The organism is Lysobacter arenosi, from assembly GCF_016613475.2.
Classification (GTDB): Bacteria; Pseudomonadota; Gammaproteobacteria; order Xanthomonadales; family Xanthomonadaceae; genus Lysobacter_J; species Lysobacter_J arenosi.
In genome coordinates this window covers 1,458,806-1,482,824 of sequence record NZ_CP071517.1, presented here as the reverse complement: position 1 = coordinate 1,482,824, position 24,019 = coordinate 1,458,806, and the positions used below count along the sequence as shown (strand labels likewise).

Genomic DNA, 24,019 nt, shown 5'->3' with positions numbered 1-24,019 from the left:
TTGATGCGCGGCGGCGTCAGTGCCCGCCAGCCGCAGCCCCGCCGCCGATCTTCGCCGCGAACGGCGGCTTGGCGAACCACACGAATATGATCACCACCAGGGAACAGGATTCCCAGCAGGTGGAAGATCTCGTTGAAGCCGATCTGCACCGCCTGTTGCGAGATCATCTGGTTCAACGCCACTGCCCCGCGCTGTGGATCGCCCTGGCCCAGCGCCGTCACCGTCTGCTGCATCGCCGGATCATAGGCACTGATGCTTTCGGTCAGGCGCGCGTGGTGCACGGTACTTCGCTGGTTCCAGGCCCAGGTCGTCAGCGAGGCGGCGAAGCTGCCGCCCAGCGTGCGCACGAAGGTGGCCAGGCCGGAGCCGGCGGCGATCTCGTGCGGCTCCAGGTCCGACAGCAGGATCGTCAACACCGGCATGAAGAACAGCGCCACGCCCAGGCCCTGCCACAGCTGCACCTCGGCGACCCGTTCGAAGTTCACGTCGAGGTTGAATCCGGCGCGTATGAAGCTGGTGCCGGCCATCACGATGAAGGCGAACGTGGCGAGGATGCGCAGATCGAACTTCGGCGCGTACTTTCCGACCAACGGCGTCAGCAACACCGGCAGGATGCCGATCGGCGCGCTGGCATAACCGGCCCAGATCGGCGTGTAGCCAAGGTTGCGCTGCAACCACAGCGGCACCAGCAGGCCGACGCTGAAGAACGCCGAGTAGGCCATCACCATCGCCAGCGTGCCGCTGGCGAAGTTGCGGTGGCGGAACAGGCGCAGGTTGACGATGGGGTCCTTCTCGGTCAGCTCCCAGATCACGAACACGACCAGCGCGACCGCCGCGACAATCGCCAGCCAGACGATCTTGGTGGAGTTGAACCAGTCTTCGTCGTTGCCCAGGTCGAGCATGATCTGCAGCGCGCCGACGCCGAGCACCAGCATCGCCAGGCCCATGTAGTCCATCTTCGGCTTCTCGTGCCGCTCCGGCCGACCCTTGAGCTGGCGGCCAACCACTACACTCGAGAAGATGCCGATGGGAATGTTGATGAAGAAGATCCATTCCCAGCTGTAGTTGTCGGTGATCCAGCCGCCAAGAATTGGACCCGCGATCGGCGCGACCACGGTCACCATCGCAAGCAACGCGATGGCCTGGCCGCGTTTGTGCGGTGGATAGATCGAGATCAGCAGCGCCTGCGTCACCGGGTACATCGGGCCGGCGACGAAACCCTGCAGCGCACGCGCCGCGACCAGCAGGCCCATGCTGTTGGCCAGGCCGCACAGCAAGGATGCGATCACGAACGCCAGCGTGGCCCAGGTGAACAACGTGCGCTCGCCGAAGCGGCGCGTCATGAAACCGGTCAGCGGCAGCGCGATGGCGTTGCTGACCGCAAACGACGTGATCACCCACGTCGCCTGGTTGGCGCTGGCGCCGAGGTTGCCGGAGATGGTCGGCAGTGAGACGTTGGCGATCGTGGTGTCGAGCACCTGCATGAACGACGCCAGCGCCAGGCCAATCGTCGTCAACGCCATGTTGGGTGGACGGAAGGCCGCCGCCGCGGTGGCGGGCGGCGGCGTTACCGGCAAGCCGGCGTTTTCTTCCTGCTGCGCAATGGTGGACATGGCGTGCTCAGTCCGCTCAGTTGCGAACCGCGGTCGGCAGGTTCTGCTTGATGATCTTGCCGATCAGGGCGTTGGCGTCGTTGAGCTGCTCGTCGTAGGCCGCAGTCGTGAACAGCGTCTTGCCGCCCTTGCGCGCGTCGGCGAGGACCGCGCCGTTCTGGTCGCGCACGGTGACGTCGACATGCATGCTCAGGCCCAGGCGCAGCGGGTGCTCGGCCAGCTGGCGCGGTTCGATCTCGATACGCACCGGCACGCGCTGCACGATCTTGATCCAGTTGCCGCTGGCGTTCTGCGCCGGCAGCAGCGAGAACGCGCTGCCGGTGCCCATGCCGAGGCTGGTGACCTTGCCGTCGTACTCGACGCCGCTGCCGTACAGGTCGGCATGCACCTTGACCGGCTGGCCGATGCGCATGCGCGAGAGCTGGGTTTCCTTGAAGTTGGCTTCGACCCAGATCTGTTCCAGCGGCACGATCGTCATCAGCGTCGTACCCGGCTGCACGCGCTGGCCGAGCTGCACCTGGCGCTTGGCCACATAGCCCGACACCGGCGCGACGATCGCGGTGCGCTGCAGATTGAGGTAGGCCTGGCGCAGCTGCGAGGCAGCCGCTTCGACCTGCGGCTGGCTGCTCACCGTGGTCGAATCGACCAGGGCGCGATTGCGCGACAGGTTGCCGTTGATCGAGCGCAGGCCGGCTTCGAGCACGGCCAGTTCGTTGCGGGCGTGGGCCAGCTCTTCGGCCGACACCGCACCGTTGCCAACCAGGCCTTCGCGACGCTTGAGGTCGGCGCGTGCGCGGTCAACCGAGGCCTGGCGTGCGGCGAGGTCGGCGGCGCCCGCATCGACCGCGCTGTACAGGCCGCGCACCTGACGAACGGTGTTGGCGAGATTCGCGACTGACTGGTCGAAGGCGACGCGCGCATCGTTCGGATCCAGGTGCACCAAGGCCTGGCCGGCGACCACCTTCATGCCATCGTCGGCGTCGATGCCGACGACGGTGCCTATGGTCTGCGGCACGATGCTGACGACGTTGCCCTGCGCGTACGCGTCGTCGGTGTCTTCATGCCAGCGTGCGACCAGCAGGTACCAGGTGGTCCACGACAGACCGGCCAGCACGAGCACGGCGAGCAGGATCAGCAACGCGCGCTTGCGCTTGCCGTTGGACTTGGGCTCGGCACCGGCCTTGGCGTTGGGGGCGTTGGGATTGGGTTCGGTGGTCATGGCGTGGGGGCCTTGGCGAAATCGTTATTAGGAGCAGCGCTATCAGGAGCAGCGTTATTAGGGGCAGCGTTATTGGAGGCGGTGTCGGAGCCGGGAGCGTTCAGTGCAAGACCGCCGCCGAGGGCGCGGTCGAGATCGATCGAGGCGGCCAGGCGCTGGGCGCGAAGCACGGTCAGGATGCGGTCGGCTTCCAGCAGCGGACGCTGCGCGGCCAGCACGTCGAGCTGCGTGCCCAGGCCTGCGCGATAGCGCGCGGTGGCGATCTTCCACGCGTCCTGCGCGGCGTCACGCGCCTGCGTGGCCGAGACGATCTGGCCATCGAGCGAGCGCGCCGCATGCAATGCATCGGCGACTTCGCGCAGCGCGCCGACCAGGGTCTGGTTGTAGCTGGCCACGGCGAGGTCGTAATCGGCATCGCTGCGGGCAAGCTGGTTGCGCAGGCGGCCGCCGTCGAAGATCGGCAAGGTCAGGGCAGGGCCGCCGCCATAGATCAGGGCATCGCTGGAGAACAGGTCGCCGAGGTTGCCGGCGGCTACGCCGGCGATCGCGACCAGGTTGACGGTCGGGTAGAACGCCGCCTTGCTGGCCTTGATGCCCTGTTGCGACGCTTCCACTCGCCAGCGCGCGGCCACTACGTCGGGACGGTGGCCCAACAGTTCACTCGGCACTACCGACGGCACGTTCGGCGAGGCGGCAGCAAGCAGGCCCGGCTGGGCGATGTCGCGGCCGCGATCGGGCCCCTTGCCCAGCAGGGCAGCCAGCGCATTGCGGGCGACTTCGATCTCGTGCTCGCTGGCCTGGATCTGCTGCTGCGCACTGGCCACGGCGCTCTCGGCCTGGCGGATCTGCAACTGGTTGTCGAGGCCGGCGGCGACACGCTGGCGACCCAGGTCCAGCAGTTCCGACGCGCGCTCATGATCGGCGAGCGCGACATCATGCGCGGCGAACGCCTGTGCCAGTGCGACATAGGTGCGGGCGATGCCGGACGACAGCGTCAGGCGCGCGGCTTGTGCATCGACTTCCGCTGCACGCGCCTGGCCGACGGCGGCCTGCCAGCGTGCGCGCTCACCGCCCCACAGGTCGAAGGTGTAGCTGAAGCTGAGGTTGAGGATGCCGACGCCCTGGTAGCTGCCACCAATCGGCGGCGGCGCGAGCGTCTCCGGCAACTGCACGCCCGAATACTGCGCCGCGGCGCCGACGGTGGGCTTGCGCGCGGCATCGGCAAGGCCGGCCTGGGCGATGGCCTGGCGCACGCGCGCATCGGCGGCATCCAGGTTCGGCGTGCCGGCCAGTGCTTCGGCGATCAGTGCATTGAGCTGGGCATCGCCGAGCGATGTCCACCAGTCCTGTGCCGGGAAGGCGGCATCGGACGCAGCGGCACCGGACAGGCTGCGTTGCGCCTGCAGGCTGTCGGCATCGAGCGGCTTACCTTCCGGCGCGAGACCGCGCGAACTCGCGCAGCCGGCGACGAGGACGGCAACGGCCAGTGCGGCGAGCACGGGCTTCAGCCCGCGATGCGGGCGCAGTGCAGTGGGAGTCATGGTCAGGTGTCGGAAAGGGAAAGGTTGTCGCGGACTTGCTCGAGCATCCGCATCAGCAGTTCGCGCTGGGCATCGTCCATGCCGTCCATGGCGCGTTCGCGAACGCGCTGGCCGCACTGGTTGACGTCGAGCCACATGGCCTGGCCGGCTTCGGTCAGGTTGATGTTGATGCCGCGGCGGTCGGCCGGGTCGGCCACGCGCGCGACGATGCCGCGCGCTTCGAGCTTGTCGAGCAGGCGCGTCATCGCGCCTGGGTTGAGCTCGGCGGCGCGGGCCAGGTCGGTAACGCCGGCGGGGCCGAAGGACAGCAGCTTGAGGGTGATGTACTGGCTGAAAGTCAGCTCATGGCCGGCGTTTGCCAGCTCGTACTCCATCCGTCCCCACATGGCGTCGCGGACCTGCCTGAACAGCAGTCCGAGGGTCGAACCGCTGCAGGCGGCGATGGGTAGCGTTTTCATGGGGCGAAATTTTGTTCGCCCGCGCAATAGTTGTCAATGCAAATATTGTTTCAGCAATGGAACGCCGGGTTGCGCCAGCTGAACAGGGTTCAGGCGGGGCGGCCGAGGACCAGCTCGAGGACGAACTTGCTGCCGAAGAAGGCCAGGACCAGCAGCGCCATGGCCGTCAGGGTCCAGCGCACGGCGGTGCCGCCACGCCAGCCGTAACGCCAGCGGCCCAGCAGCAGGCCGCCGAAGACGAGCCAGGACAGCACGCTCAGGACGGTCTTGTGGACCAGGTGCTGGGCAAACAGGCTCTCGACGAACAACACGCCGGTCAGCAGGGTCGCCGTGAGCAGGACGAAGCCCACCGCGATCGTGCGGAACAGCAGCGTCTCCAGCTCCACCAGCGGCGGCAGGGCGCGCAGCCACTGGTGGAACTCGCGCCGGCGCAGCGCGCGTTCCTGCAGCCACAGCATCACCGCCAGCAGTGCGGCGATAGCCAGCGTCGCGTAGGCGAGCAGGGCGAACCACGCGTGCAGCTGCAGGCGCCAGTCCAGGCGCTCGGCAATGATGTGGCCGTGGTGCTGGTAGCCGAACAGGGTCAGTGCGGCCAGCGGGAACACGATCACGCCCAGCGCGGCCATGCGCCCGCCTGCGCCGACCAGGGCGGTCAGCGCGGCCATGCCCAGCCCGACCAGCGACAGCGCCGCATAGAAGTGCAGGTCGGCGCCGCCGGCCTGGTGCCACGCAATCAGGTGGGCGAGGGCATGCAGCAGCACGCCGGCCACGGCCGGCAACAGCCACACGCGCGACTGTCGCGGCGGTTGCTGGCGCACCCCGGTGACGAGCAGGACGGTGGCCAGCAGGTACAGGGCGATGGCGATGAGAACGATTGTCATCGCCGCAGTGTCGCATAGCCGCGAGACGAACCGCAGCAGAGCTATACTTCGCGCCCCGCTTTGATCCATCCCGCGTCCGCGCGACCCGCAGGTATCCCCCGCATGTTCGAATCCCTGACCCAACGTCTCTCCGGCACCATCGAGCGCCTTCGCGGCCGTGGCCGGCTGACCGAGGAGAACATCCGCGAGTCGCTGCGCGAAGTCCGCATCGCCCTGCTCGAGGCCGACGTGGCCCTGCCGGTGGTGCAGGCCCTGATCGAGCGCATCAAGGTGCGCGCGGTCGGCCAGGAAGTGCTCAAGTCGCTGACCCCGGGCCAGGCGCTGATCAAGATCGTCCGCGACGAAATGTCGGCGGTGATGGGCTCGGCCGCGTCCGACCTCAACCTCAACGTGCCGGCACCGGCCGTGATCCTGATGGCCGGCCTGCAGGGCGCGGGCAAGACCACCACGGTGGCCAAGCTCGCCAAGCACCTGAAGGAAAAGCGCAAGAAGAAGGTGATGGTGGTGTCGGCCGACGTCTACCGTCCGGCCGCGATCGAGCAGCTCAAGACGCTGGCGCAGCAGGTCGACGTGCTGTTCTTCCCGTCGAGCGCCGACCAGAAGCCCGAGGCGATCGTCAAGGCCGCCATCGACGATGCGCGCAAGTCCTACGTCGACGTGCTGCTGGTCGACACCGCCGGCCGCACCAGCATCGACGAAGCGATGATGGCCGAGATCAAGGCGCTGCACGCCGCGGTCAAGCCGGTGGAAACGCTGTTCGTGGTCGACTCGATGACCGGCCAGGACGCCGCGGTCACCGCCAAGCATTTCGGTGAAGCGCTGCCGCTGACCGGCGTGGTGCTGACCAAGACCGATGGTGACGCCCGTGGCGGCGCCGCGCTGTCGGTGCGCTACATCACCCAGCGCCCGATCAAGTTCATCGGCACCGGCGAGAAGCCCGACGGCCTCGACGTGTTCCACCCGGACCGCATCGCCAGCCGCATCCTCGACATGGGCGACGTGCTGTCGCTGGTCGAACAGGTCGAGCAGCAGGTCGACAAGGACAAGGCGCAGAAGCTCGCCGAGAAGGTCGCCAAGGGCAAGAAGTTCGACCTCAACGACATGAAGGACCAGCTCGAGCAGATGCAGAACATGGGCGGCCTGCACGGCCTCATGGACAAGCTGCCGGGCATGGGCCAGATCCCGGATTCGGTGAAGAGCGAGGTCACCGGCAAGGAAGTGCCGCGGATGGTGGCCATCATCAATTCGATGACCAAGAAGGAGCGCCGCAACCCGGCGCTGCTGAACGGCTCGCGCCGCGCCCGCATCGCCAAGGGCGCCGGCCTGACCCCGGCCGACGTCAACAAGCTCATGAAGCAGTTCCAGCAGATGGAAAAGATGATGAGCAAGCTGTCCGGCGGCGGCATGAAGGGCCTGATGCGGGGCATGAAGGGCATGATGGGCGCCCGCGGCGGCATGCCGTTCAGGTAAGCCGTTCAGACAAGTCCGGGGGCTTTCCTGACCCGGATCAATGGCTTATACTTTTTGGCTTACCTCGCCATTCCGGCGACTGGGCAACACAGGAACTACCGAACCATGGTCAAGATTCGTCTCGCACGCGGCGGCGCCAAGAAGCGTCCGTTCTACCACGTCATCGTCACCGACAGCCGCAACGCCCGTGACGGCCGCAACATCGAGCGCGTCGGCTTCTACAACCCGGTCGCCCAGGGCGCCGAGAAGCGCGTCGAGCTCAACGTCGAGCGCATCGCTCACTGGGTTGGCAACGGCGCGCAGCTGACCGACAAGGTCGCCGTGCTGTACAAGGAAGCGGCCAAGGCCGCGACCGCAGCCTGATCTGCCGGCCGCGCCTGACCGCGCGGCCGCTGCCTAGAGCACCTGCATGACTGGCTCCTCCGAGGAGCGCCCAGGGCGCCGCATCCTGCTAGGCAGGGTGTCCGGCGCCTTTGGCATTCGTGGCGAAGCAAAGCTCGAGTCCTGGACCGAGCCGCGCGCTGCAATCTTCAGCTACCAGCCGTGGATCCTGCGCGACCCGCAGGGCAACGAGCGCGAGCTGCGTGGCGTGCGCGGAAAGCAACAAGGCAAGTACACCGTTGCCAATTTTCCCGATGTCATCGACCGCGACGCCATCGAGGCGATGCGCGGCACCGAGATCTACGTTCCGCGTTCGGCGCTGCCGCCGCCGAGCGAAGGCGAGTACTACTGGGTCGACCTGGAAGGGCTGCGCGTGGTCACCGTCGACGGCGTGTCGCTGGGCGTGGTCTCGCACATCTTTGCCACCGGCGCCAACGACGTGCTGGTCGCGCGCGATGACGAACGCGAGCGGATGATTCCGTTCGTGGTTCCCCAGTACGTCACGTCGGTGGATTTCGAGAACAACGTGGTCACCGTCGACTGGGACCCTGAGTTCTAGTTCGACCTGCCATGCGCATCGACGTCATCAGCCTGTTCCCCGAGTTCGTCGCCCAGTGCGCCGCGTTTGGCGTGGTCGGGCGTGCGGGCGAGCGTGGCCTGCTGTCGCTGCATGGCTGGAATCCGCGCGACTACGCCGAAGGCAACTACCGCCGCGTCGACGACCGCCCCTGTGGCGGCGGCCCCGGCATGGTGATGCTGATCGACCCGTTGCGCGCCAGCCTGCAGGCTGCGCGCGCAGCCGATCCGGCGCCGGCCAGGGTCGTCTACCTGAGTCCGCAGGGCGTGCCCCTGACCCAGGCCAAGGTCCGCGAGCTGGCTGCACGCGAGCGCCTGATTCTCCTGTGCGGGCGCTACGAGGGCATCGACGAGCGCCTGATCCAGGCCGAAGTCGACGAGGAGATTTCGATCGGCGACTACGTCCTGTCGGGTGGCGAGCTGGCCGCGGCGGTGGTCGTCGATGCGGTAGCGCGGCTGCGCGAGGGCGTGCTCGGCGATGCCGAGTCGGCCGTCCAGGACAGCTTCGAAGACGGGCTGCTGGACTGCCCGCACTACAGCCGGCCGATCGAGCACGAGCTGGGTTCGGTGCCGGAGGTGCTGCTCTCGGGCAACCACGCCCATATCGCCGCCTGGCGGCGGATGCAGGCGCTGGGCCGGACCTGGCAACGGCGGCCGGACCTGCTCGACGAGGCCAGCCTGTCCAAGGCCGACCGCAAGCTGCTGGCGACCTACAAGGCCGAGCTGGCGGCAGGCGACGGGGGCAAAGCGGACACGGTGCCTGCGGTGACCGCTTCCGAGCCCGGCCCCGTCAGGGCCAAGTCCTAGCCACGCAAGGAAAAAAGCCGTTATAATTCGCGGCTTCCATTAGTTCCACCCCTTAGTTTCAGCCCTGCCAGACGCGGGTCCACGTGCACTCGCGCTATAACGAATCAAACAGGCCAAAGCCATGAACAATCCGTCGATCCACACGCTTCTCCAGAATTTCGAAGCCGAGCAGATCCAGCGTCAGCTGCCCGACTTCAGCCAGGGCGACACCATCGTCGTCAACGTCAAGGTCAAGGAAGGCAACCGCGAGCGCGTCCAGGCCTATGAAGGCGTGGTCATCGCGATCAAGAACGCCGGCCTGAACTCGTCGTTCACCGTCCGCAAGATCTCGCACGGCTTCGGCGTCGAGCGCGTCTTCCAGACCCACAGCTCCACGATCGCTTCGGTCGACGTGAAGCGCCGTGGCAAGGTCCGCGCCGGCAAGCTGTACTACCTGCGCGGTCTCAAGGGCAAGAAGGCCCGCATCAAGGAAGATCTCGCGGCTTACGCCAAGTCCGAGTAATCGGGCTCGAGAATATCCCGCGCAGGCCTCCAGCCTGCTGCGAACTGCAACGGCCGCCCCAGGGCGGCCGTTTGCATTTGTGTCCCCGCATCGGCGTACGCTCGCAATCGCGATCGTTCGTTGCCCTGGGAGTGCACCTTGGCGAGCCTGCTTCGCCAATGCGAATTCCGCTTCTACGAGGAGCTGTGCGATTTCCTGGCGCCCGAGCGCAGGAAGCGCAGCTTCGTGCACGCCTTCGACGGCACGCCGACGGTCAAGGACCGCATCGAATCGCTGGGTGTGCCGCACACTGAGGTCGACCTGATCCTGGTCGATGGCGCGCCGGTGGGCTTCGCCCATCGCCTGCACGGTGGCGAACGCGTGGCGGTGTATCCGATGTTCGAACGATTCGAGCTCGGTGATGCTTGCCGGCTGCGTCCGAAGCCCCTGCGCGAGCCGCGCTTCGTGCTTGACGTGCACCTGGGACGACTGGCCGCGTATCTGCGACTGCTCGGCTTCGACACGCTCTACCGCAACGACTACGACGATGATGAGTTGCTGGCGATCTCGCGCGCGCAGCGGCGCACGCTGCTCAGCCGCGACAAGGGACTGCTCAAGCGCTCGGCGCTGACGCACGGCGCCTTCCTGCATGCCACCGACCCGCGCCGGCAACTGCGCGAGGTCTGCGATCGCTTCCAGCTCGACGCGCGCATCGCGCCGTTCACGCGATGCGCGCGCTGCAATGGACCGGTGGAGTTGCTCTATGGCGACGCGGCAGAGCGGCTGCACGCGCAGATGGGCTGCCGGCACGACTCGATGAGCCAGTGCGCGCATTGCCGCCAGGTCTACTGGCCCGGCAGCCATCTGCAGCGACTTCGGCAGCGACTGGCCGAAGTCGGTGTGGTGGTCTAGGGCAACGCTAAGGCTTGGTGTCGGCGCTGGCGGCCGTCGACAAGGCGAGGCCGGCGGCAACGTCCTCATCCGTTTCCGCGCTCGGGTCGGCCACCGGCGACGGCGGCGTGGCCGGCACTTCGGCCGGCACCGCGACCTCGTGCGGATCCGGCGGCAGCATCCGCGCCCTGCGCCAGTTGCCCCAGCGGTAGTACGACAGCGCCAGCAGCATCGAGCACAGCGCGCTGACCGGGAAGCTCCACCAGATCGCATCCGGGCCGAACGTGGGTTGCAGCAGGTTGGCGAACGGCACGCGTATGCCCCACAACGCCAGCGCCAGGATCAGCAGCGGTGGTATCACCGCGCCAGTGGAGCGCACCACGCCGGAGACTACGAAGGTGACGCCGAAGAACAGGAACGACCACACCGAGATGTGGTTGAGATGGCGCGCGACCTCGAGCGCGCTGCTGCCCTCGGGCAGGAACAGCGCCAGCGTCCAGCGGTCGAACACGATCAGCGGAACGATGATCGCGCCGGTGAGCAGGAAGTTGAACAGCACGCCGGCCTTGGCGGTGGCCGACACCCGGTCCCAGCGATTGGCGCCGACGTTCTGCGCGGCCATCGACGAGCACGCCGCGCCGATCGCCATCGCCGGCATCTGCACGTAGGTCCACAGCTGCAGCGCGGCGCCGTAGGCGGCCGTCGTGTCGGTGCCGTAGTGGTTGACCATCGACATCATCGCGATCATCGCCAGCGAGATCAGCACCATCTGCAGGCCCATCGGCACGCCCTTGACCACGAGCGCGCGCAGGATCGTCAGGTCGATCCGGAACATGTGGGCGTCGCGCCGGCCCAGCCACAGCGGATGGCGCTTGTGGCGCAGGTACACCAGCAGCGCGGCGAGGGTCAGCGCCTGCGCCAGCAGGGTCGACCATGCCGAGCCGGCGATGCCGAGCTTCGGGAACGGACCCAGGCCGAAGATCAGCAGCGGGTTGAAGGCGATGTCGAGCAGCACCGACACCAGCAGGAAGCGGAACGGCGTGCGCGAATCGCCGGCGCCGCGCAGTGCCGCGGTGATGAAGGCGAATGTGTACAGGATCGGCATCGCCAGGAAGATCACCTGCAGGTAATCCTCGGCAAGCTGAAGCGAGGCGGCGGGTGTGCCCATCGCCGCCAGCAGGTACCGCGACAGCCACCAGCCCAGCGCCGCGATCGCGATCGACAGGCCGATGAAGAAGGTCGCGCTGGAACCCATCACGCGCCGCGCCTGGGTGATGTCGCGCGATCCGATCGCCTGTGCGATCAGGATGGTCGCCGCCATGCCGAAGCCGAACACCGACCCGAGCAGGAAGAACATGATGTTGTTGGCGTTGGCCGTGGCGGTCAGCGCTTCCTCGCCGAGGAAGCGCCCGACCCAGACCGCGTTCACCGAGCCATTGAGGGACTGCGCGACGTTGCCGGCGAGGATCGGCAGCGAGAATGCCAGCAGGTTGCGGCCGATCGGGCCCTCGGTGAGGTTGTGCTGTCTGGGCGGCATCGCGGCACCTGCGAAGGGAAGGGCGGCAAGGTAGCACCCGCCGCGCGACGTGGCTGTATGCCTTTGTACAGGCGCGTTTCAGGGGCGATTCGGTGATAATTCCTACAGGCCGGTGCAGTGGCCGGCCACGCTGGAAGATGCGGTGACACAACAACCCGATTCGATGCAGGCAGTGCGACTGGACGTGTGGCTGTGGGCCGCGCGTTTCTACAAGACCCGCAGCCTGGCCAAACAGGCGGTGGAGACCGGCAAGGTCGATGTCGGCGGCCAGCGCGCGAAAGCCTCAAGGGTGGTGCGCGTGGGCGATGGGTTGCGCGTGGCGCGCGGCGAGGAAATCTTCGAGGTCAGCGTGATCGCGCTCAGCGACACGCGTGGGCCTGCCAGCGCCGCACAGACCCTGTACGCGGAAAGCGAGGCCTCACGGCTGGCGCGTGAGCAGTTGCGCGCCCAGCGCATTGCCGAGCGCAACGGCTACCGCGCACCGGAAAGCAAGCCGGACAAGCGCGCGCGGCGACTGATCCGCGCCCTGGGCGATATCGACGCGCTGTAGCCCGTCACGCCACCCACGCAAACAACACGCACGCAAACAACACGCACGCAAAAAAAAGGGCGCCAATCGGCGCCCTTTTTTGCACATCAGCCCTTCTTGAGCCTGCTGTGCCTGTAGCCGTACATGAAGTAGATCAGGAACCCGATCGCGGTCCAGATCGTCATCAGCATCCAGTTGTGCGCGGTCATCGTCGACAGCAGCGCCAGGCAGCTGAAGATGCCGGCCAGGCAGACCACCCACGCGAACGGAATGCGGAACGGACGCGGCAGGTCGGGCTGGGTGCGGCGCAGGATCAGCACGCCGCCGCAGACCGCGGCGAAGGCGATCAGCGTGCCCATCGACGTCAGCTCGCCAAGCACATCGAGCGGGAACAGCGCCGCCAGGATCGCGATGCCGATGCCCGTGATCACCGTATTGATATGCGGCGTGCGGTACTCGGGATGGATCTTGGTGAACAGCGGCGGCAGCAGGCCGTCGCGGGCCATGATCATGAAGATGCGCGGCTGACCGATGATCATCACCAGCACCACCGACGACAGGCCGATCAGGGCGCCGATCTCGACCACCACGCGCAGCCAGCCCAGTTCCGGGTGCGCCGCAACCGCGGTCACCACCGGTTCGTCTGTGCCGAGCTGGGCGAACGGCACCAGGCCGGTCATGACCGCGGCCATGGCGATGTAGAGCACCGTGCAGATTGCCAGCGACAGCAGCATGCCGATCGGCAGGTCGCGCTGCGGCTTGTGCGATTCCTGCGCCGCCACCGACACCGCCTCGAAGCCGATGTAGGCGAAGAACACCAGCGCTGCACCGCGCAGCACGCCTTCGAAGCCGTACTTGCCCGGGCCTTCGTTGGCGGGAATGAAGGGGTGCCAGTTGGCCGGGTCGATGTACTTCCAGCCGGCGAAGATCACCAGCAGGATCAGGCCGGTCTTGAGCACGACCATCGCCATGTTCATCGCCGACGACTTGCGGATGCCGACGTAGCACAGCCAGGTCAGCAGCAGCACGATGCCGGCCGCGGGCAGGTTGGCGATCGCGCCGGTCGGCTTGAGCTGCGCATCCAGCGGCGCACTGACCAGCGCGTGTGGCAGATGGATGCCGAAGTGGTCGAGCAGGCTGAGGAAGTAGCCGGTCCAGCTGACCGCCACCGCCGAGGCCGACACGCCGTATTCGAGCACGAGCATCCAGCCGATGAACCACGCCGCCAGTTCGCCCAGCGTCGCGTAGGTATAGGTGTAAGCGCTGCCGGAGACCGGCACCATCGCCGCGAACTCGGCGTAGGCCAGCGCGCAGAACGTGCAGCAGATCGCCGCCAGCACGAACGACAGCATGATGGCAGGGCCGGCATGGTCCGCCGCGGCCTGGCCGGTGATGACGAAGATGCCGCCGCCGATGACCGCGCCGATGCCCAGGGCCGTCAGGCCCCACGGTCCGAGCGTGCGATGCAGTTCCAGGCCTTGCGCGTCGGCATGGCTGGCGTGGGGGTGTTTGGTGGCCCAGAGTTGTCCGAACATCAGGCGATTCCCGAACCGGCAAGAGGCCGGAATTGAAAAGAGTGCGAAACCTCAATGAACAAGGCCGACGGGGTCTCCGCCGGCCTTGAGTGGATCAGCGATCAGCGCTGAGCCTTGCGTACCTTACTGTTGCGATAACCGTAGAAGAAGTAGATCGCCATGCCGATCGCGGTCCAGCCGGTCATCAGGTGCCAATGCTCCGAGAACGGCTGCCAGAACAGGTAAAGGCAGGCGGCAGCGCCGAGCGGGCAGATGATGGCGGCAGCCGGCACGCGGAACGGACGCGGCAGGTCCGGGCGGCTCTTGCGCAGCACCAGCACACCGATGGAGACGGTGGCGAAGGCGAGCAGCGTGCCCATCGAGACCAGTTCGCCGAGCAGGCCGATCGGCAGGAAGCCGGCCAGCAGGCAGGCGAACACGCCGACGATGATCGTGCCCATGTACGGCGTCTGGAACTTCGGGTGCACCTTGGCGAACACCTGCGGCAGCAGGCCGTCCTTCGCCATCGAGTAGAAGATGCGCGGCTGGCCCATCAGCATCACCAGGATCACCGAGCTCAGGCCGGCGATGGCGCCGATCTCGACGATCATCTTCAGCCAGCCCAGCGCCGGGTACGCTTCAAGCGCGGTAGCAACCGGCTTGGGCGTGCTCAGCAGGTGGTACGGCAGCAGGCCGGTCAGCACCAGGGCAACGATGATGTAGATCACGGTGCAGATGACCAGCGAACCGAGGATGCCGATCGGCATGTCACGCTGCGGATTCTTGGCTTCACCGGCCGCGGTCGAGACCGCATCGAAGCCGATGTAGGCGAAGAACACCACGGCCGCACCGCGGATGACGCCCGACATACCGTACTTGCCCGGACCTTCGTTCTCCGGAATGAACGGCACCCAGTTGTCCGGGTTGATGTAGCTGGCAGCGAATGCCACGAACATCACGATGACGACGACCTTGATGGCCACGATCACCGAGTTGACGATCGCCGACTGGGTGATGCCGACGTAGCACAGGCCACTGAGCGCGGCGACGATGAACACCGCCGGCAGGTTGATCAGGCCGCCGGTGTAGATCAGGCTGCCATTGACCACGTTCAGCGGTGCCGATGCCAGCGATGCCGGCAAGGCCATGCCGAAGTATTCGAGGAAGCTGTTGAGGTAGCCCGACCAGCCGACCGCGACGGTCGACGCGGCGAACATGTACTCGAGCACCAGGTTCCAGCCGATGAACCAGGCGACGAACTCGCCCAGCGTGGCGTAGGAGTAGGAGTAGGCGCTGCCCGAGACCGGCATCATCGCGGCGAACTCGGCGTAGCACAGGCCGGCGAGGGCACAGGCGAAGCCGGCGATGATGAAGCTCAGGACGATGGCCGGGCCGGCATGCTCGGCGGCGGCGTGGCCGGACAATACGAAGATGCCGGCGCCGATGACTGCGCCGATACCCAGCATCACCAGTTGGGTGGCGGTCAAGGATCGCTTGAGGACCGCCTCGCCTTGCAGGCTGCCTTCGACGGGCTCACCGGCATCGACGTGCCCGGCGGGCTCCACCGGCTTGGTGATGAAGAGGTTTTTGAACATCTGATTCCCCTGAAATGTGATCTGCCACCCATTCAGGCGGCAAGCGAAACGTATGGGCCGTGGGGGGCGGGCCACCTTAACCCACGCGGGAAAGAAGCGGCAAGCGTGAAACGTCACGCCCCTTTGGTATACGCGAAACGGTGCCGGCGCGGTTGCGTCGGCGGGTGAGCGGCCACGTGCGAGTCCGGTGGGATGGCATCAAAAGGACAGGTTGACCGCGACCTGCGGGGAAACGATCGCAGGAGTGTTGCGGCCATCGAGCGACATCAGCGCGCCGAAAATCATGCCGGCGTTGTCGGACCAGTGGTACTCCGCCGCGGGAGCGATGGACAGCCGCCATGACGATGGCAGGGTCTCGTCGACCGGAGCCATGCCAGCGAGACCGCGGACGCGGGTGCCGGACTCGTGCTCGTAGACCAGGTCCGAGGCCAGCGCCCAGTGGCCGTTGAAGCTGTATTCCGTCCCCAGGTTGGCGACGACGCCCTGTCCGAGTTCCGCGTTGCCCTTGAATCCGGCATGCGTGTCGTAGCCGCTCTGCCCGTGCAGCCCGGCGTTGGCGCCCGGCAGCCGCCACGCCAGGCCGGCCCGGCGGCGCAGGTTGCGGCGTGGCAGGAAGTACGCCTGGCCATCCAGTGCAAGGGTGGTGGAGTCGGCGCCGCTGCCGGTGGGGCCGGGCACGCGGCGCAGTTCGAGGCGGTCGTGCTGGCCGGTGGTGAGGTTCTGGTGCATCGACAGGGTCAGCTTGGGCTGCTGCGCACCTTTGCCCTGCGCCAGCAGCCAGGACGCCGACAGCCGGGTGTCGCCGGCGGCGAGGGCCCACTGCCCGTCCCGTCCCGGTTCGTAGGCGGCGTTGAGCGTAACGGCCAGGGTCAGGCGATCGCTGGCGCCATACTGGATGGGTACCGAAATCTGCCAGTCGTCGGTGGCGCCGTCGACGTCGTGGCGATCGCCTTTCGAGTCGTAACGGGCCACGGTCTGCGTGTTGATCAGGTACGGCTCGATGTTCAGCGCGCCCTTGGGCAGTGGTGGCGCGGAACTGACCAGCGGGCCGGTGAAGCGAACCGCCTCGGTGTCGTCCTGCGTTTGCGCCTGCGCGCTGGTCGTGGCCAGCACGAGCCAAGTCAGCAGGAGGTGGACGGGCCATCGATGGCCATGGAATCGCAGCAGGGGCGCGCGCACTGTGCCGCACGTGCAGGATGAAGACGTCGACTCTTCCATGAGGCATCCGGTGTCTGTTCATCCGGATGCTGTCGCACGGCGCTGGACCGGCGGAATAAGAGTTGCCTCAATCGGCTTGGGAAAAGTTCGCGCGCTGCAGCCTAAAATGGTGCAATTCCTTGTAGGGTAGAACCGTTGAACATCGATCACCAGGCCAGCGCCACCGTGGGTTCAATCGATTGGCTGCGCGCGGCACTGGCCGACTACGCCAGGCGATGGCCGCGGGAAGCCGAAGCCGCGGACGACTTCAGCCGGTTCCTGGAGTCGGCCGACACGGTCTTCGACCGCATCCACCTGATCGGCCACTTCACTGCCTCGTCGTGGCTGGTCGATCGCAGTGCGACACGCGTGCTGCTCACGCACCACCGCAAGCTCGAACGCTGGCTGCAGCTCGGCGGCCATGCCGATGGCGACCGCGACCTGTCGCGTGTCGCCCTGCGCGAGGCCGAGGAGGAGTCCGGGTTGACGGGACACGAGGTGGAGCCGGAGGTGTTCGACCTCGACCGTCACTGGATCCCGGAACGCGGCGACGTTCCCGGCCATTGGCACTACGACGTTCGTTACGTCGTGCATGCGCGGGGAAGCGAAGACTACGTCGTCAGCGACGAGTCGCACGACCTGGCGTGGCGCGCGATCGACGAGATCCTCGCCGATCCGGGCAGCGACGAGTCGATGCGCCGCATGGCGCACAAGTGGCTCGATCGCAATCGCTGAAACCCGTTGCGCGGGAGCGCAGCTCCAACAAGCCGCGCCTCAATAGAGGATGCGCACCCGCAGCGTTCCCGGAATGCGTGCCAGTTCATCGCGCACCAGCGCCGCCTGGGCCTGCGTCGCAGTCACATCGATCACCACGTAGCCGACCTTGGGATGCGTGCGCAGGAACTGGCCGTCGATGTTGACGCCCAGGCGCGAGAACACGTCGTTGACCTGTGACAGCACACCCGGCACGTTGCGGTGGATGTGCAACAACCGCAGGCTGCCGGTGTGCTCGGGCAGGGTCACTTCCGGGAAATTGACCGCCGACAGGGTCGAGCCGTTGTCGCTGTAGCGGATCAGCTTGGCCGCCACTTCCAGGCCGATGTTGTCCTGGGCTTCGAGCGTGCTGCCGCCGATGTGCGGCGTCAGGATCACGTTGTCGAGGCCGACCAGCGGCGACACGAACGCGTCCGCATTGCCCTGCGGCTCGACCGGGAACACGTCGACCGCGGCACCGCCGACTTGGCCCGATGCGAGGCCCGCGGCGAGCGCGTCGATGTCGACCACGGTGCCGCGCGAAGCGTTGATCAGGTGCGCGCCCGGCTTCATCCGTGCCACCTGCGCGGCGCCGAACATGCCTTGCGTCGCGGCCGTCTCCGGCACGTGCAGGGTGACGATGTCGCTGCGCGCCAACAGGTCGTCGAGGCCGGCGGCGGCGCGGGCGTTGCCCAGCGACAGCTTGGTCTCGATGTCGTGGAAGATCACCTGCATGCCCAGCGCTTCGGCGATCACGCCGACCTGGGTGCCGATGTGGCCGTAGCCGACGATGCCCAGGGTCTTGCCGCGCACTTCGTGGCTGCCGGCGGCCGACTTGGACCAGCCGCCGCGGTGGCATTGCGCGTTCTTCTGCGGGATGCCGCGCATCAGCATGATCGCCTCGGCCACGACCAGCTCGGCGACGCTGCGGGTATTGGAGTAGGGCGCATTGAAGACCGGGATGCCGGCCAGTTCCGCGCTGTCGAGATCGACCTGGTTGGTGCCGATGCAGAAGCAGCCGATCGCGATCAGGCGGCGCGCGTGCGAGAGCACTTCGGAGTCCAGGTGCGTGCGCGAGCGGATGCCGATGATGTGGGCGGCAGCGATTTCCTGGCGCAGCAGTTCCGGCGGCAGCGATTTGTCGTACGTCTGGATCTGCGAGTAACCGGCGCTGCGGAAACTCTCCACCGCGGTCGGGGCGACCCCTTCCAGCAGCAGCACGCGGATGTCGGACTTCGGGTACGAGGTCTGCAGGCTCACGGTGTGTCGGGGTGGTGGGAAGGGCGTTTGACTATGTCAGAAATCCGGTGTGTTTGCTGCGCTGCATCACTGGCGCTGGAATGCCGCTGCTGGCACGCTACCCGGGTCCTCCCATCTGTCCGCAGGGGAGGCCTTCAACCACGGGCTCCCTGATGACCGATTCGCTGATCACCGCCCCGCTAAAGCGCCTGACCACCCGTGCCCCCGGCCTGCGCCTGAGTACCGACCCGGGCGACATGGAGCACTACGGTCGCGACTGGACCCGGCGCTGGACGCCGGCGCCGCTGGCGGTGGCGTTGCCGTCGTCGGTCGAGGAAGTGCAGATGATCATGCGCTGGGCCAACGAGGAGGGCGTCGCGGTGGTGCCTTCGGGCGGGCGCACCGGGCTGTCGGGTGGGGCGGTCGCGGCGAACGGCGAACTGGTGCTGAGCCTGGAGCGGATGAATCGCGTGCTCGACTTCAATGCGGTCGACCGCACTCTGACCGTGCAGGCCGGCATTCCGCTGGAGGCGGTGCACAACGCCGCCCGCGAACACGGCCTGGCCTATCCGGTGGACTTCGGCGCGCGTGGCTCGTGTTCGATCGGCGGCAACATCGCCACCAATGCCGGCGGCATCCGCGTGATCCGCTACGGCAACACCCGCGAATGGATCGCCGGCCTGGCAGTGGTGACCGGCAAGGGCGACCTGCTCGAGCTCAATCGCGGGCTGATCAAGAATTCCAGCGGCTATGACTTGCGCCAGTTGATGATCGGTTCCGAGGGCACGCTCGGCATCGTCGTCGAGGCGACCCTGCGCCTGACCGATCCGCCGCCGCCGACCAACGTCATGCTGCTGGCGTTGCCGTCGTTCGAGATGCTGATGAAGGTGTTCGCGGCATTCCGCGAGCGGCTGGGGCTGGAGGCATTCGAGTTCTTCACCGATCGCGCGCTGCACCACGTGCTGGCGCATGGCGCGCAGAAGCCGTTCGACGAAGTGCATCCGTACTACGTGGTCACCGAATTCGCGGTTGGCGACGAGCAGCTCGAGGCCGCGGCGATGGCCGCGTTCGAGCATTGCCTGGAGCAGGGGCTGGTCAGCGATGGCGTGATCAGCCAGAGCGATGCGCAGGCCGCACAGCTGTGGCGCCTGCGCGAGGGCATCACCGAAAGCCTGGCGCGCTGGCGCCCGTACAAGAACGATGTCTCGGTGCGGATCTCGGCGATGCCGGCGTTCCTGGCGCAGACCCAGGCCCTGCTCGGGCGCGAGTACCCGCAGTTCGACGTCGTCTGGTTCGGCCACATCGGCGACGGCAACCTGCACATCAACGTGCTCAAGCCCGAAGGCATGGACGACGGCGAGTTCGTTGGCCATTGCGAGCAGGTCACCAAGCTGCTGGCGCAGGCGCTGGAGCGCCACGGCGGCAGCATCTCCGCCGAGCACGGCATCGGCCTGGTCAAGAAGCCCTACCTGCTGGGCACGCGCAGCGAGGCCGAAGTGGAGGTGATGCGGGGCATCCGCCGCGTGCTGGACCCGAACGGCGTACTCAATCCGGGCAAGCTGTTCGATCCGTGACAACGGCGGGCGGATCGTGAATATCCGTTATCGCGACGCGGCCGGCCGTGCTTAAAAGCGGGCGGTACCCGGTAATCTTTGCCGGTCCAACTTTCCCTTCGGAGCCCCGATGAAATCCCCCGCCGTCCTGCTCTCCATCGCGCTCCTGGGCGCCGCACCCGCCGCCGCTCTGGCCTCCAGCTTCGCCGGCACGTCCGCAGGCGGCAGCTCCGCCTCCAGCGCCAGTTCGGATTCCTCGTCTGGCAACGACAAGGTGGTGCTGGCCGCACGCGATGACGCCGCCAGCTTCGTCGCCAGCGACGGTGCCATCCGCGGCGCCCAGCTCGAGGCGGCGCTGCGCCACCTGCGCGAGAACGTGCCGCAGGCTCGCCAGGCCAGCGACATCGAACTGGCGAAGGCCATCCTGGCGCTGTGAACAGCGGCCGCGGCCGCAGCCGGCGGGTCCGGTTCGCGGCCTGGCCTCTGCTGATACTGGTCCTGTGGGTCGGACAGACCCAGGCCGCACTGCGGCTGCAGCTGGACGAAAGCGGCCTGGGGCCGGGCGAAATCGCCGCCACGGCGCAGTTGCTTGCTCGGGCGCAATCGCGACTGCCACCGACGATGCAGGCGACACTGGATCGGCCGATCGAGGTCCGCTGGAGCGAAGCGCTGGATGCCGGTGTCGTCGGACATGCCAGCCGCAATGAAATCCTTCTGGATCGTGCGCTGCTGCCGGCCATTGCCGACGGTGACGACCCGGACGCATCGAAACGGGCAGAAGCGACGCTGCTGCACGAGCTCGCGCACATGTACGACCGCATCGCCCCCGGCGGCCCGATGTCGCGTGATCCGCGCCTGCTCGACCTGGCCGGATGGCAGGTCCGGGCGACGAAACTGGGTACGAAACTGGCAGGCCGACGCGAGAACCGCTTCGTCGATCGCAGCCCCGATCGCTACGAGCTGAAGGCGCCGGCGGAGTTCGTCGCGGTCAATCTCGAGTACTTCCTGCTCGACCCGGGCTATGCCTGCCGGCGCCCTGCGCTGCATCGCTACTTTGCGGAGCGGTTGGGTTCGTCGGGAGATCCCGCACAGTGCGCATCCGACTTCGTCTATGTCGATGCCGGCGACGGCGGCGATGAAGCGCTGGCCGCGCTCGATCCGCGTCGCGTGTATGAGGTCGACTATCTGCTGGCCGACAGCAACGACCAGGTGATGAGCCGGTGGGGCCACAGCATGCTGCGCCTGGTGGTGTGCGCGCCCGGACGCGCGCCGGGGCCGGACTGCCGCCTCGATCTGCAATACCACCTCGTGCTCTCGTTCCGCGCGTTCGTCGACGACGTCCAGCTGTCGAGCTGGCGCGGGCTGACGGGGCGCTATCCCTCGCGACTGTTCGTGCTGCCGCTGACCCAGGTGGTCGACGAATACACCAAGGTGGAACTGCGCGGCCTGCGCTCGACGCCGCTGCGCCTGCAGCGCGACGAGATTGCCGGACTGCTCGAGCGTGCCGCACAGCTGCACTGGAGCTACGACGGCCGCTACTACTTCGTCAGCAACAACTGCGCGGTGGAAACTTACAAGTTGCTGCACGACGGCGTACCGCGGCTGGCGTCCGCCGGCATCGGCAGCATCACGCCGACCGGAGTGCTGCACCGGCTGGAGCGGGCCGGCGTCGCCGACCCCACGGTGTTCGACGATCCGGCCGAAGCGCTGCGGCTGGGCTATCACTTCGAATCGCTGCGCCCGCATTTCCAGCAGTTGTACGCGGTGGCGCAGGCGCAGCTGGACCTGCCGCAGTCAAAGGTCGAGGACTGGATGGCGCTCGATCCGGCGCAGCGGCGGCCGTGGATCGAACGCACCGACCTTCGCAGTGGCGCGGCGTTGCTGCTGCTGGAACAGGCAGCGCAGCGCCGCCAGCGCCTGCAGGTGCAGGAGGCGCTGAAGCGGAAGTACCTCGGGGGCAATGCGCAGCCGGCGGAGGTTGCCGTGCTGCAGCGCCTGCTGAAGGAAGGCGCCTACCTGGGGCGGCCGGCGCAGTTGCTGGATGGTCCTGGTTACGGCCTGCCGCAAGCGCAGGAACGCGCGACGCTGGCAATCGAGAGCGGGCAGCGTCGCACCCGGCTCAAGCAGTTGCGTGCGGACGTGGAAGAGGGCGCGCGTGAGTTGATGTCGCCGCCGCAACGGGCGTTGCTCGATGGCATTGCCGCCAACAGCGATCTGCTGGGGCAGCGGTTGCGTGCTTTGCACGCGGCAGAGGGCGGCGTTCGTTTGCCATGACCAACGTCACCGTTGCCGTCACCGTCATCCCGGCAAAAGCCGGGATCCATCTGCTTGGACTATGCCGCGGCGCCTGCAGGGCAGGGCAAACGCCAAATGGGTCCCGGCTTTCGCCGGGACGACGGAATAGTGAGCGTCAGTCCGCGCGACCGGCAAACTCGCCCGTGGTGGTGTTGACCAGCACGCGCTCGCCGTTGCCGATGTACTCTGGAACCATGATCTCGATACCGGTCGACAGCTTGGCCGGCTTCGGACGCTTGGTCGCGGTGCCGCCCTTGAGTTCCGGCGGCGTCTCGACCACTTCGATCGCCACGCTCTGCGGCAGCTGCAGTGCCACCGGCGCGTCGTCGATGATCTGCACGTAGCAGCCGCTCAGGTCGGCGACGATGTAGCCGGCGAGGTCGCCGACGGCATCGGCGTCGAGTGTGTACGGGGTGTAGTCCTCATCGTCGAGGAACACGAACGCCTCGCCGTCCTTGTACGAGAACGTCGCCTGGCGGCGGCTGAGCTCGACTTCCTTCACCTCATCGTCGCCACCCATGCTGACGTCGAGCTTGGTGCCGCCCGGGACGCTGTACATGGTGAAGCGGAACTTTACGTTGCCGCCGCGGCCCTGCGGCGAGCTGCGCTCGATGTCGCGGATCTGGTAGACCGCGTTGTTGTACTCGACAACGTTACCCTTCTTTACGTCGTAGGCTTTCATGCGTGACCTTTGATTGGATTACTTCGGCGCCAGGCGCGTTGCGCCGTCGAGACGGATGGTCTCGCCGTTGAGGTAGGTGTTGCGCAGGATGTAGGCGACCAGGTCGGCGAACTCCTCCGGCTTGCCCAGGCGCGACGGGAACGGAATCGACGCGGCCAGCGACTGCTGCACCGAGTCGGGCATGCCGTCGACCATCGGCGTCCAGAAGATGCCCGGCGCCACCGTCATGACGCGGATGCCGAAGCGCGACAGTTCGCGCGCCATCGGCAGGGTCATGCCGACCACGCCGCCCTTCGATGCCGAGTACGCGGCCTGGCCGATCTGGCCTTCGTAGGCGGCGACCGACGCGGTGTTGACGATCACGCCACGCTCGCCGTCGACGCCGGCCTCGTTGTGCTGCATCAGCGCGGCGGCGGCCTTGGCGACGTTGAAACTGCCGACCAGGTTGACCATCACCGTGCCCTGGAACTGCGCCAGCGGCATCGCGCCTTCCTTGCCCAGGACGCGACCGGCGCCGAGGATGCCGGCGCAGTTGATGGTGGCATTGAGACCGCCGAGGAAGTCGCTGGCAGCGGCGACATTGGCGGCGACGTCGGTCTCGCTGGTGACGTCGGTCTTGAAGTAGCGGGCCTTGTCGGCGCCGAGCGCGGACACGGCAGCGGCGCCCTTGTCGTCGTTGACATCGAACAGGGCGACCTTGGCGCCGTTGGCGACCAGGTGCTGGGCGACGGCGAGGCCAAGGCCGGAGACGCCGCCGGTGACGATGGCGCGGACAGTATCGAGTTGCATTGGGCTGGTCCAGGGACG

Annotated in this window: 22 protein-coding genes and 1 pseudogene; 11 read left to right on the top strand and 12 right to left on the bottom strand. The window is 67.2% G+C overall.

The window, feature by feature from the left end; genetic code table 11:
* Positions 1 to 16 precede the first annotated feature (16 nt).
* The 5 genes and pseudogenes from HIV01_RS06985 to HIV01_RS06965 form a co-directional block, all read right to left on the bottom strand.
* Positions 17 to 1,523, bottom strand: a pseudogene (locus HIV01_RS06985) (DHA2 family efflux MFS transporter permease subunit).
* Positions 1,524 to 1,629: 106 nt separating this feature from the next.
* Positions 1,630 to 2,832: an HlyD/EmrA/EmrK family protein gene (locus HIV01_RS06980; RefSeq protein WP_200605731.1), complete on the bottom strand. Its 1,203-nt coding sequence runs from the start codon at positions 2,830 to 2,832 to the stop codon at positions 1,630 to 1,632.
* Entirely contained in the window at positions 2,829 to 4,373 is a 1,545-nt protein-coding gene (locus HIV01_RS06975; RefSeq protein ID WP_200605730.1) for an efflux transporter outer membrane subunit, read from the bottom strand. The genes HIV01_RS06980 and HIV01_RS06975 overlap by 4 nt, the downstream gene beginning before the upstream one ends.
* 2 nt (positions 4,374 to 4,375) lie before the next feature.
* Complete coding sequence (locus HIV01_RS06970) at positions 4,376 to 4,831, bottom strand: MarR family winged helix-turn-helix transcriptional regulator (RefSeq protein WP_200605729.1); 456 nt, start codon at positions 4,829 to 4,831, stop codon at positions 4,376 to 4,378.
* 89 nt (positions 4,832 to 4,920) lie between these two features.
* Positions 4,921 to 5,712, bottom strand: a complete 792-nt coding sequence (locus tag HIV01_RS06965; protein WP_200605728.1) for a cytochrome C assembly family protein — start codon at positions 5,710 to 5,712, stop codon at positions 4,921 to 4,923.
* Between the two features lie 102 nt (positions 5,713 to 5,814).
* Here HIV01_RS06965 and ffh point away from each other — a divergent pair, with 102 nt between their 5' ends.
* The 6 genes from ffh to HIV01_RS06935 all read left to right on the top strand — a co-directional run bounded on the left by ffh (position 5,815) and on the right by HIV01_RS06935 (position 10,339).
* Positions 5,815 to 7,182, top strand: a complete 1,368-nt coding sequence (ffh, locus tag HIV01_RS06960) for a signal recognition particle protein (RefSeq protein WP_207527123.1) — start codon at positions 5,815 to 5,817, stop codon at positions 7,180 to 7,182.
* 105 nt (positions 7,183 to 7,287) lie between these two features.
* Entirely contained in the window at positions 7,288 to 7,545 is a 258-nt protein-coding gene (gene rpsP, locus HIV01_RS06955) for a 30S ribosomal protein S16 (protein WP_158731452.1), read from the top strand.
* A 46-nt stretch (positions 7,546 to 7,591) separates the two neighbouring features.
* The gene (gene rimM, locus HIV01_RS06950) at positions 7,592 to 8,122 is read left to right on the top strand and encodes a ribosome maturation factor RimM (protein ID WP_200605725.1); all 531 of its coding nucleotides are present in this window, start codon (positions 7,592 to 7,594) and stop codon (positions 8,120 to 8,122) included.
* A gap of 11 nt (positions 8,123 to 8,133) precedes the next feature.
* Positions 8,134 to 8,946 carry a tRNA (guanosine(37)-N1)-methyltransferase TrmD gene (trmD, locus tag HIV01_RS06945; protein ID WP_200605723.1) on the top strand — a complete coding sequence of 271 codons (813 nt, stop codon included), beginning with the start codon at positions 8,134 to 8,136 and terminating at the stop codon, positions 8,944 to 8,946.
* A 121-nt stretch (positions 8,947 to 9,067) separates the two neighbouring features.
* Positions 9,068 to 9,448, top strand: coding sequence for a 50S ribosomal protein L19 (gene rplS / locus HIV01_RS06940; RefSeq protein WP_200605721.1), 381 nt, complete (start codon positions 9,068 to 9,070; stop codon positions 9,446 to 9,448).
* A gap of 138 nt (positions 9,449 to 9,586) precedes the next feature.
* Positions 9,587 to 10,339 carry a Mut7-C RNAse domain-containing protein gene (locus tag HIV01_RS06935; RefSeq protein WP_200605719.1) on the top strand — a complete coding sequence of 251 codons (753 nt, stop codon included), beginning with the start codon at positions 9,587 to 9,589 and terminating at the stop codon, positions 10,337 to 10,339.
* Positions 10,340 to 10,346: 7 nt separating this feature from the next.
* On the opposite strand, the gene HIV01_RS06930 is transcribed toward HIV01_RS06935, so the two are convergent.
* Positions 10,347 to 11,855 carry an MATE family efflux transporter gene (locus HIV01_RS06930; protein ID WP_200605717.1) on the bottom strand — a complete coding sequence of 503 codons (1,509 nt, stop codon included), beginning with the start codon at positions 11,853 to 11,855 and terminating at the stop codon, positions 10,347 to 10,349.
* A gap of 163 nt (positions 11,856 to 12,018) precedes the next feature.
* On the opposite strand from HIV01_RS06930, the gene HIV01_RS06925 reads away from it, so the two are divergent.
* Positions 12,019 to 12,405: an RNA-binding S4 domain-containing protein gene (locus HIV01_RS06925; protein WP_200606396.1), complete on the top strand. Its 387-nt coding sequence runs from the start codon at positions 12,019 to 12,021 to the stop codon at positions 12,403 to 12,405.
* An 86-nt stretch (positions 12,406 to 12,491) separates the two neighbouring features.
* Here the strand turns inward: HIV01_RS06925 and HIV01_RS06920 are convergent, their stop codons facing one another.
* The 3 genes from HIV01_RS06920 to HIV01_RS06910 form a co-directional block, all read right to left on the bottom strand.
* Positions 12,492 to 13,919 (bottom strand): amino acid permease, encoded by a 1,428-nt coding sequence (locus HIV01_RS06920; protein WP_200605715.1) that lies wholly within the window; start codon positions 13,917 to 13,919, stop codon positions 12,492 to 12,494.
* Positions 13,920 to 14,020: 101 nt separating this feature from the next.
* Positions 14,021 to 15,493 carry an amino acid permease gene (locus tag HIV01_RS06915; protein ID WP_200605713.1) on the bottom strand — a complete coding sequence of 491 codons (1,473 nt, stop codon included), beginning with the start codon at positions 15,491 to 15,493 and terminating at the stop codon, positions 14,021 to 14,023.
* Between the two features lie 198 nt (positions 15,494 to 15,691).
* Positions 15,692 to 16,606 carry a hypothetical protein gene (locus tag HIV01_RS06910; RefSeq protein ID WP_200605711.1) on the bottom strand — a complete coding sequence of 305 codons (915 nt, stop codon included), beginning with the start codon at positions 16,604 to 16,606 and terminating at the stop codon, positions 15,692 to 15,694.
* Positions 16,607 to 16,846: 240 nt separating this feature from the next.
* Between HIV01_RS06910 and HIV01_RS06905 the strand changes: the two genes are divergently transcribed.
* Positions 16,847 to 17,425, top strand: a complete 579-nt coding sequence (locus HIV01_RS06905) for an NUDIX hydrolase (RefSeq protein WP_200605709.1) — start codon at positions 16,847 to 16,849, stop codon at positions 17,423 to 17,425.
* A gap of 39 nt (positions 17,426 to 17,464) precedes the next feature.
* On the opposite strand, the gene serA is transcribed toward HIV01_RS06905, so the two are convergent.
* Positions 17,465 to 18,703, bottom strand: a complete 1,239-nt coding sequence (serA, locus tag HIV01_RS06900) for a phosphoglycerate dehydrogenase (RefSeq protein WP_200605708.1) — start codon at positions 18,701 to 18,703, stop codon at positions 17,465 to 17,467.
* 152 nt (positions 18,704 to 18,855) lie between these two features.
* Between serA and HIV01_RS06895 the strand changes: the two genes are divergently transcribed.
* From HIV01_RS06895 to HIV01_RS06885, 3 genes are all read left to right on the top strand, one after another.
* Positions 18,856 to 20,256 carry an FAD-binding oxidoreductase gene (locus tag HIV01_RS06895; protein WP_200605705.1) on the top strand — a complete coding sequence of 467 codons (1,401 nt, stop codon included), beginning with the start codon at positions 18,856 to 18,858 and terminating at the stop codon, positions 20,254 to 20,256.
* Positions 20,257 to 20,365: 109 nt separating this feature from the next.
* A complete protein-coding gene (locus HIV01_RS06890) occupies positions 20,366 to 20,671 on the top strand; it encodes a DUF2388 domain-containing protein (protein WP_200605703.1) in 306 nt (101 codons plus the stop codon).
* Positions 20,668 to 22,509 carry a DUF7844 domain-containing protein gene (locus HIV01_RS06885; RefSeq protein ID WP_425600258.1) on the top strand — a complete coding sequence of 614 codons (1,842 nt, stop codon included), beginning with the start codon at positions 20,668 to 20,670 and terminating at the stop codon, positions 22,507 to 22,509. The genes HIV01_RS06890 and HIV01_RS06885 overlap by 4 nt, the downstream gene beginning before the upstream one ends.
* Before the next feature lie 136 nt (positions 22,510 to 22,645).
* Here HIV01_RS06885 and yeiP read toward each other — a convergent pair whose 3' ends face one another.
* Together yeiP and HIV01_RS06875 are read right to left on the bottom strand one after the other, a co-directional pair.
* On the bottom strand, positions 22,646 to 23,212 hold the full coding sequence (gene yeiP / locus HIV01_RS06880; RefSeq protein WP_200605701.1) for an elongation factor P-like protein YeiP: 567 nt from the start codon (positions 23,210 to 23,212) through the stop codon (positions 22,646 to 22,648).
* An 18-nt stretch (positions 23,213 to 23,230) separates the two neighbouring features.
* A complete protein-coding gene (locus tag HIV01_RS06875; RefSeq protein WP_200605699.1) occupies positions 23,231 to 24,001 on the bottom strand; it encodes an SDR family NAD(P)-dependent oxidoreductase in 771 nt (256 codons plus the stop codon).
* Positions 24,002 to 24,019: the final 18 nt, after the last annotated feature.

What these genes read in the sequence shown, in the direction of transcription:
- HIV01_RS06980 (WP_200605731.1), bottom strand. Translation starts at nt 2,832, where the DNA reads ATGACCACCGAACCCAATCCCAACGCCCCCAACGCCAAGGCCGGTGCC.
- HIV01_RS06975 (WP_200605730.1), bottom strand. Translation starts at nt 4,373, where the DNA reads ATGACTCCCACTGCACTGCGCCCGCATCGCGGGCTGAAGCCCGTGCTC.
- HIV01_RS06970 (WP_200605729.1), bottom strand. Translation starts at nt 4,831, where the DNA reads ATGAAAACGCTACCCATCGCCGCCTGCAGCGGTTCGACCCTCGGACTG.
- HIV01_RS06965 (WP_200605728.1), bottom strand. Translation starts at nt 5,712, where the DNA reads ATGACAATCGTTCTCATCGCCATCGCCCTGTACCTGCTGGCCACCGTC.
- ffh (WP_207527123.1), top strand. Translation starts at nt 5,815, where the DNA reads ATGTTCGAATCCCTGACCCAACGTCTCTCCGGCACCATCGAGCGCCTT.
- rpsP (WP_158731452.1), top strand. Translation starts at nt 7,288, where the DNA reads ATGGTCAAGATTCGTCTCGCACGCGGCGGCGCCAAGAAGCGTCCGTTC.
- rimM (WP_200605725.1), top strand. Translation starts at nt 7,592, where the DNA reads ATGACTGGCTCCTCCGAGGAGCGCCCAGGGCGCCGCATCCTGCTAGGC.
- trmD (WP_200605723.1), top strand. Translation starts at nt 8,134, where the DNA reads ATGCGCATCGACGTCATCAGCCTGTTCCCCGAGTTCGTCGCCCAGTGC.
- rplS (WP_200605721.1), top strand. Translation starts at nt 9,068, where the DNA reads ATGAACAATCCGTCGATCCACACGCTTCTCCAGAATTTCGAAGCCGAG.
- HIV01_RS06930 (WP_200605717.1), bottom strand. Translation starts at nt 11,855, where the DNA reads ATGCCGCCCAGACAGCACAACCTCACCGAGGGCCCGATCGGCCGCAAC.
- HIV01_RS06925 (WP_200606396.1), top strand. Translation starts at nt 12,019, where the DNA reads ATGCAGGCAGTGCGACTGGACGTGTGGCTGTGGGCCGCGCGTTTCTAC.
- HIV01_RS06920 (WP_200605715.1), bottom strand. Translation starts at nt 13,919, where the DNA reads ATGTTCGGACAACTCTGGGCCACCAAACACCCCCACGCCAGCCATGCC.
- HIV01_RS06915 (WP_200605713.1), bottom strand. Translation starts at nt 15,493, where the DNA reads ATGTTCAAAAACCTCTTCATCACCAAGCCGGTGGAGCCCGCCGGGCAC.
- HIV01_RS06895 (WP_200605705.1), top strand. Translation starts at nt 18,856, where the DNA reads ATGACCGATTCGCTGATCACCGCCCCGCTAAAGCGCCTGACCACCCGT.
- HIV01_RS06890 (WP_200605703.1), top strand. Translation starts at nt 20,366, where the DNA reads ATGAAATCCCCCGCCGTCCTGCTCTCCATCGCGCTCCTGGGCGCCGCA.
- yeiP (WP_200605701.1), bottom strand. Translation starts at nt 23,212, where the DNA reads ATGAAAGCCTACGACGTAAAGAAGGGTAACGTTGTCGAGTACAACAAC.
- HIV01_RS06875 (WP_200605699.1), bottom strand. Translation starts at nt 24,001, where the DNA reads ATGCAACTCGATACTGTCCGCGCCATCGTCACCGGCGGCGTCTCCGGC.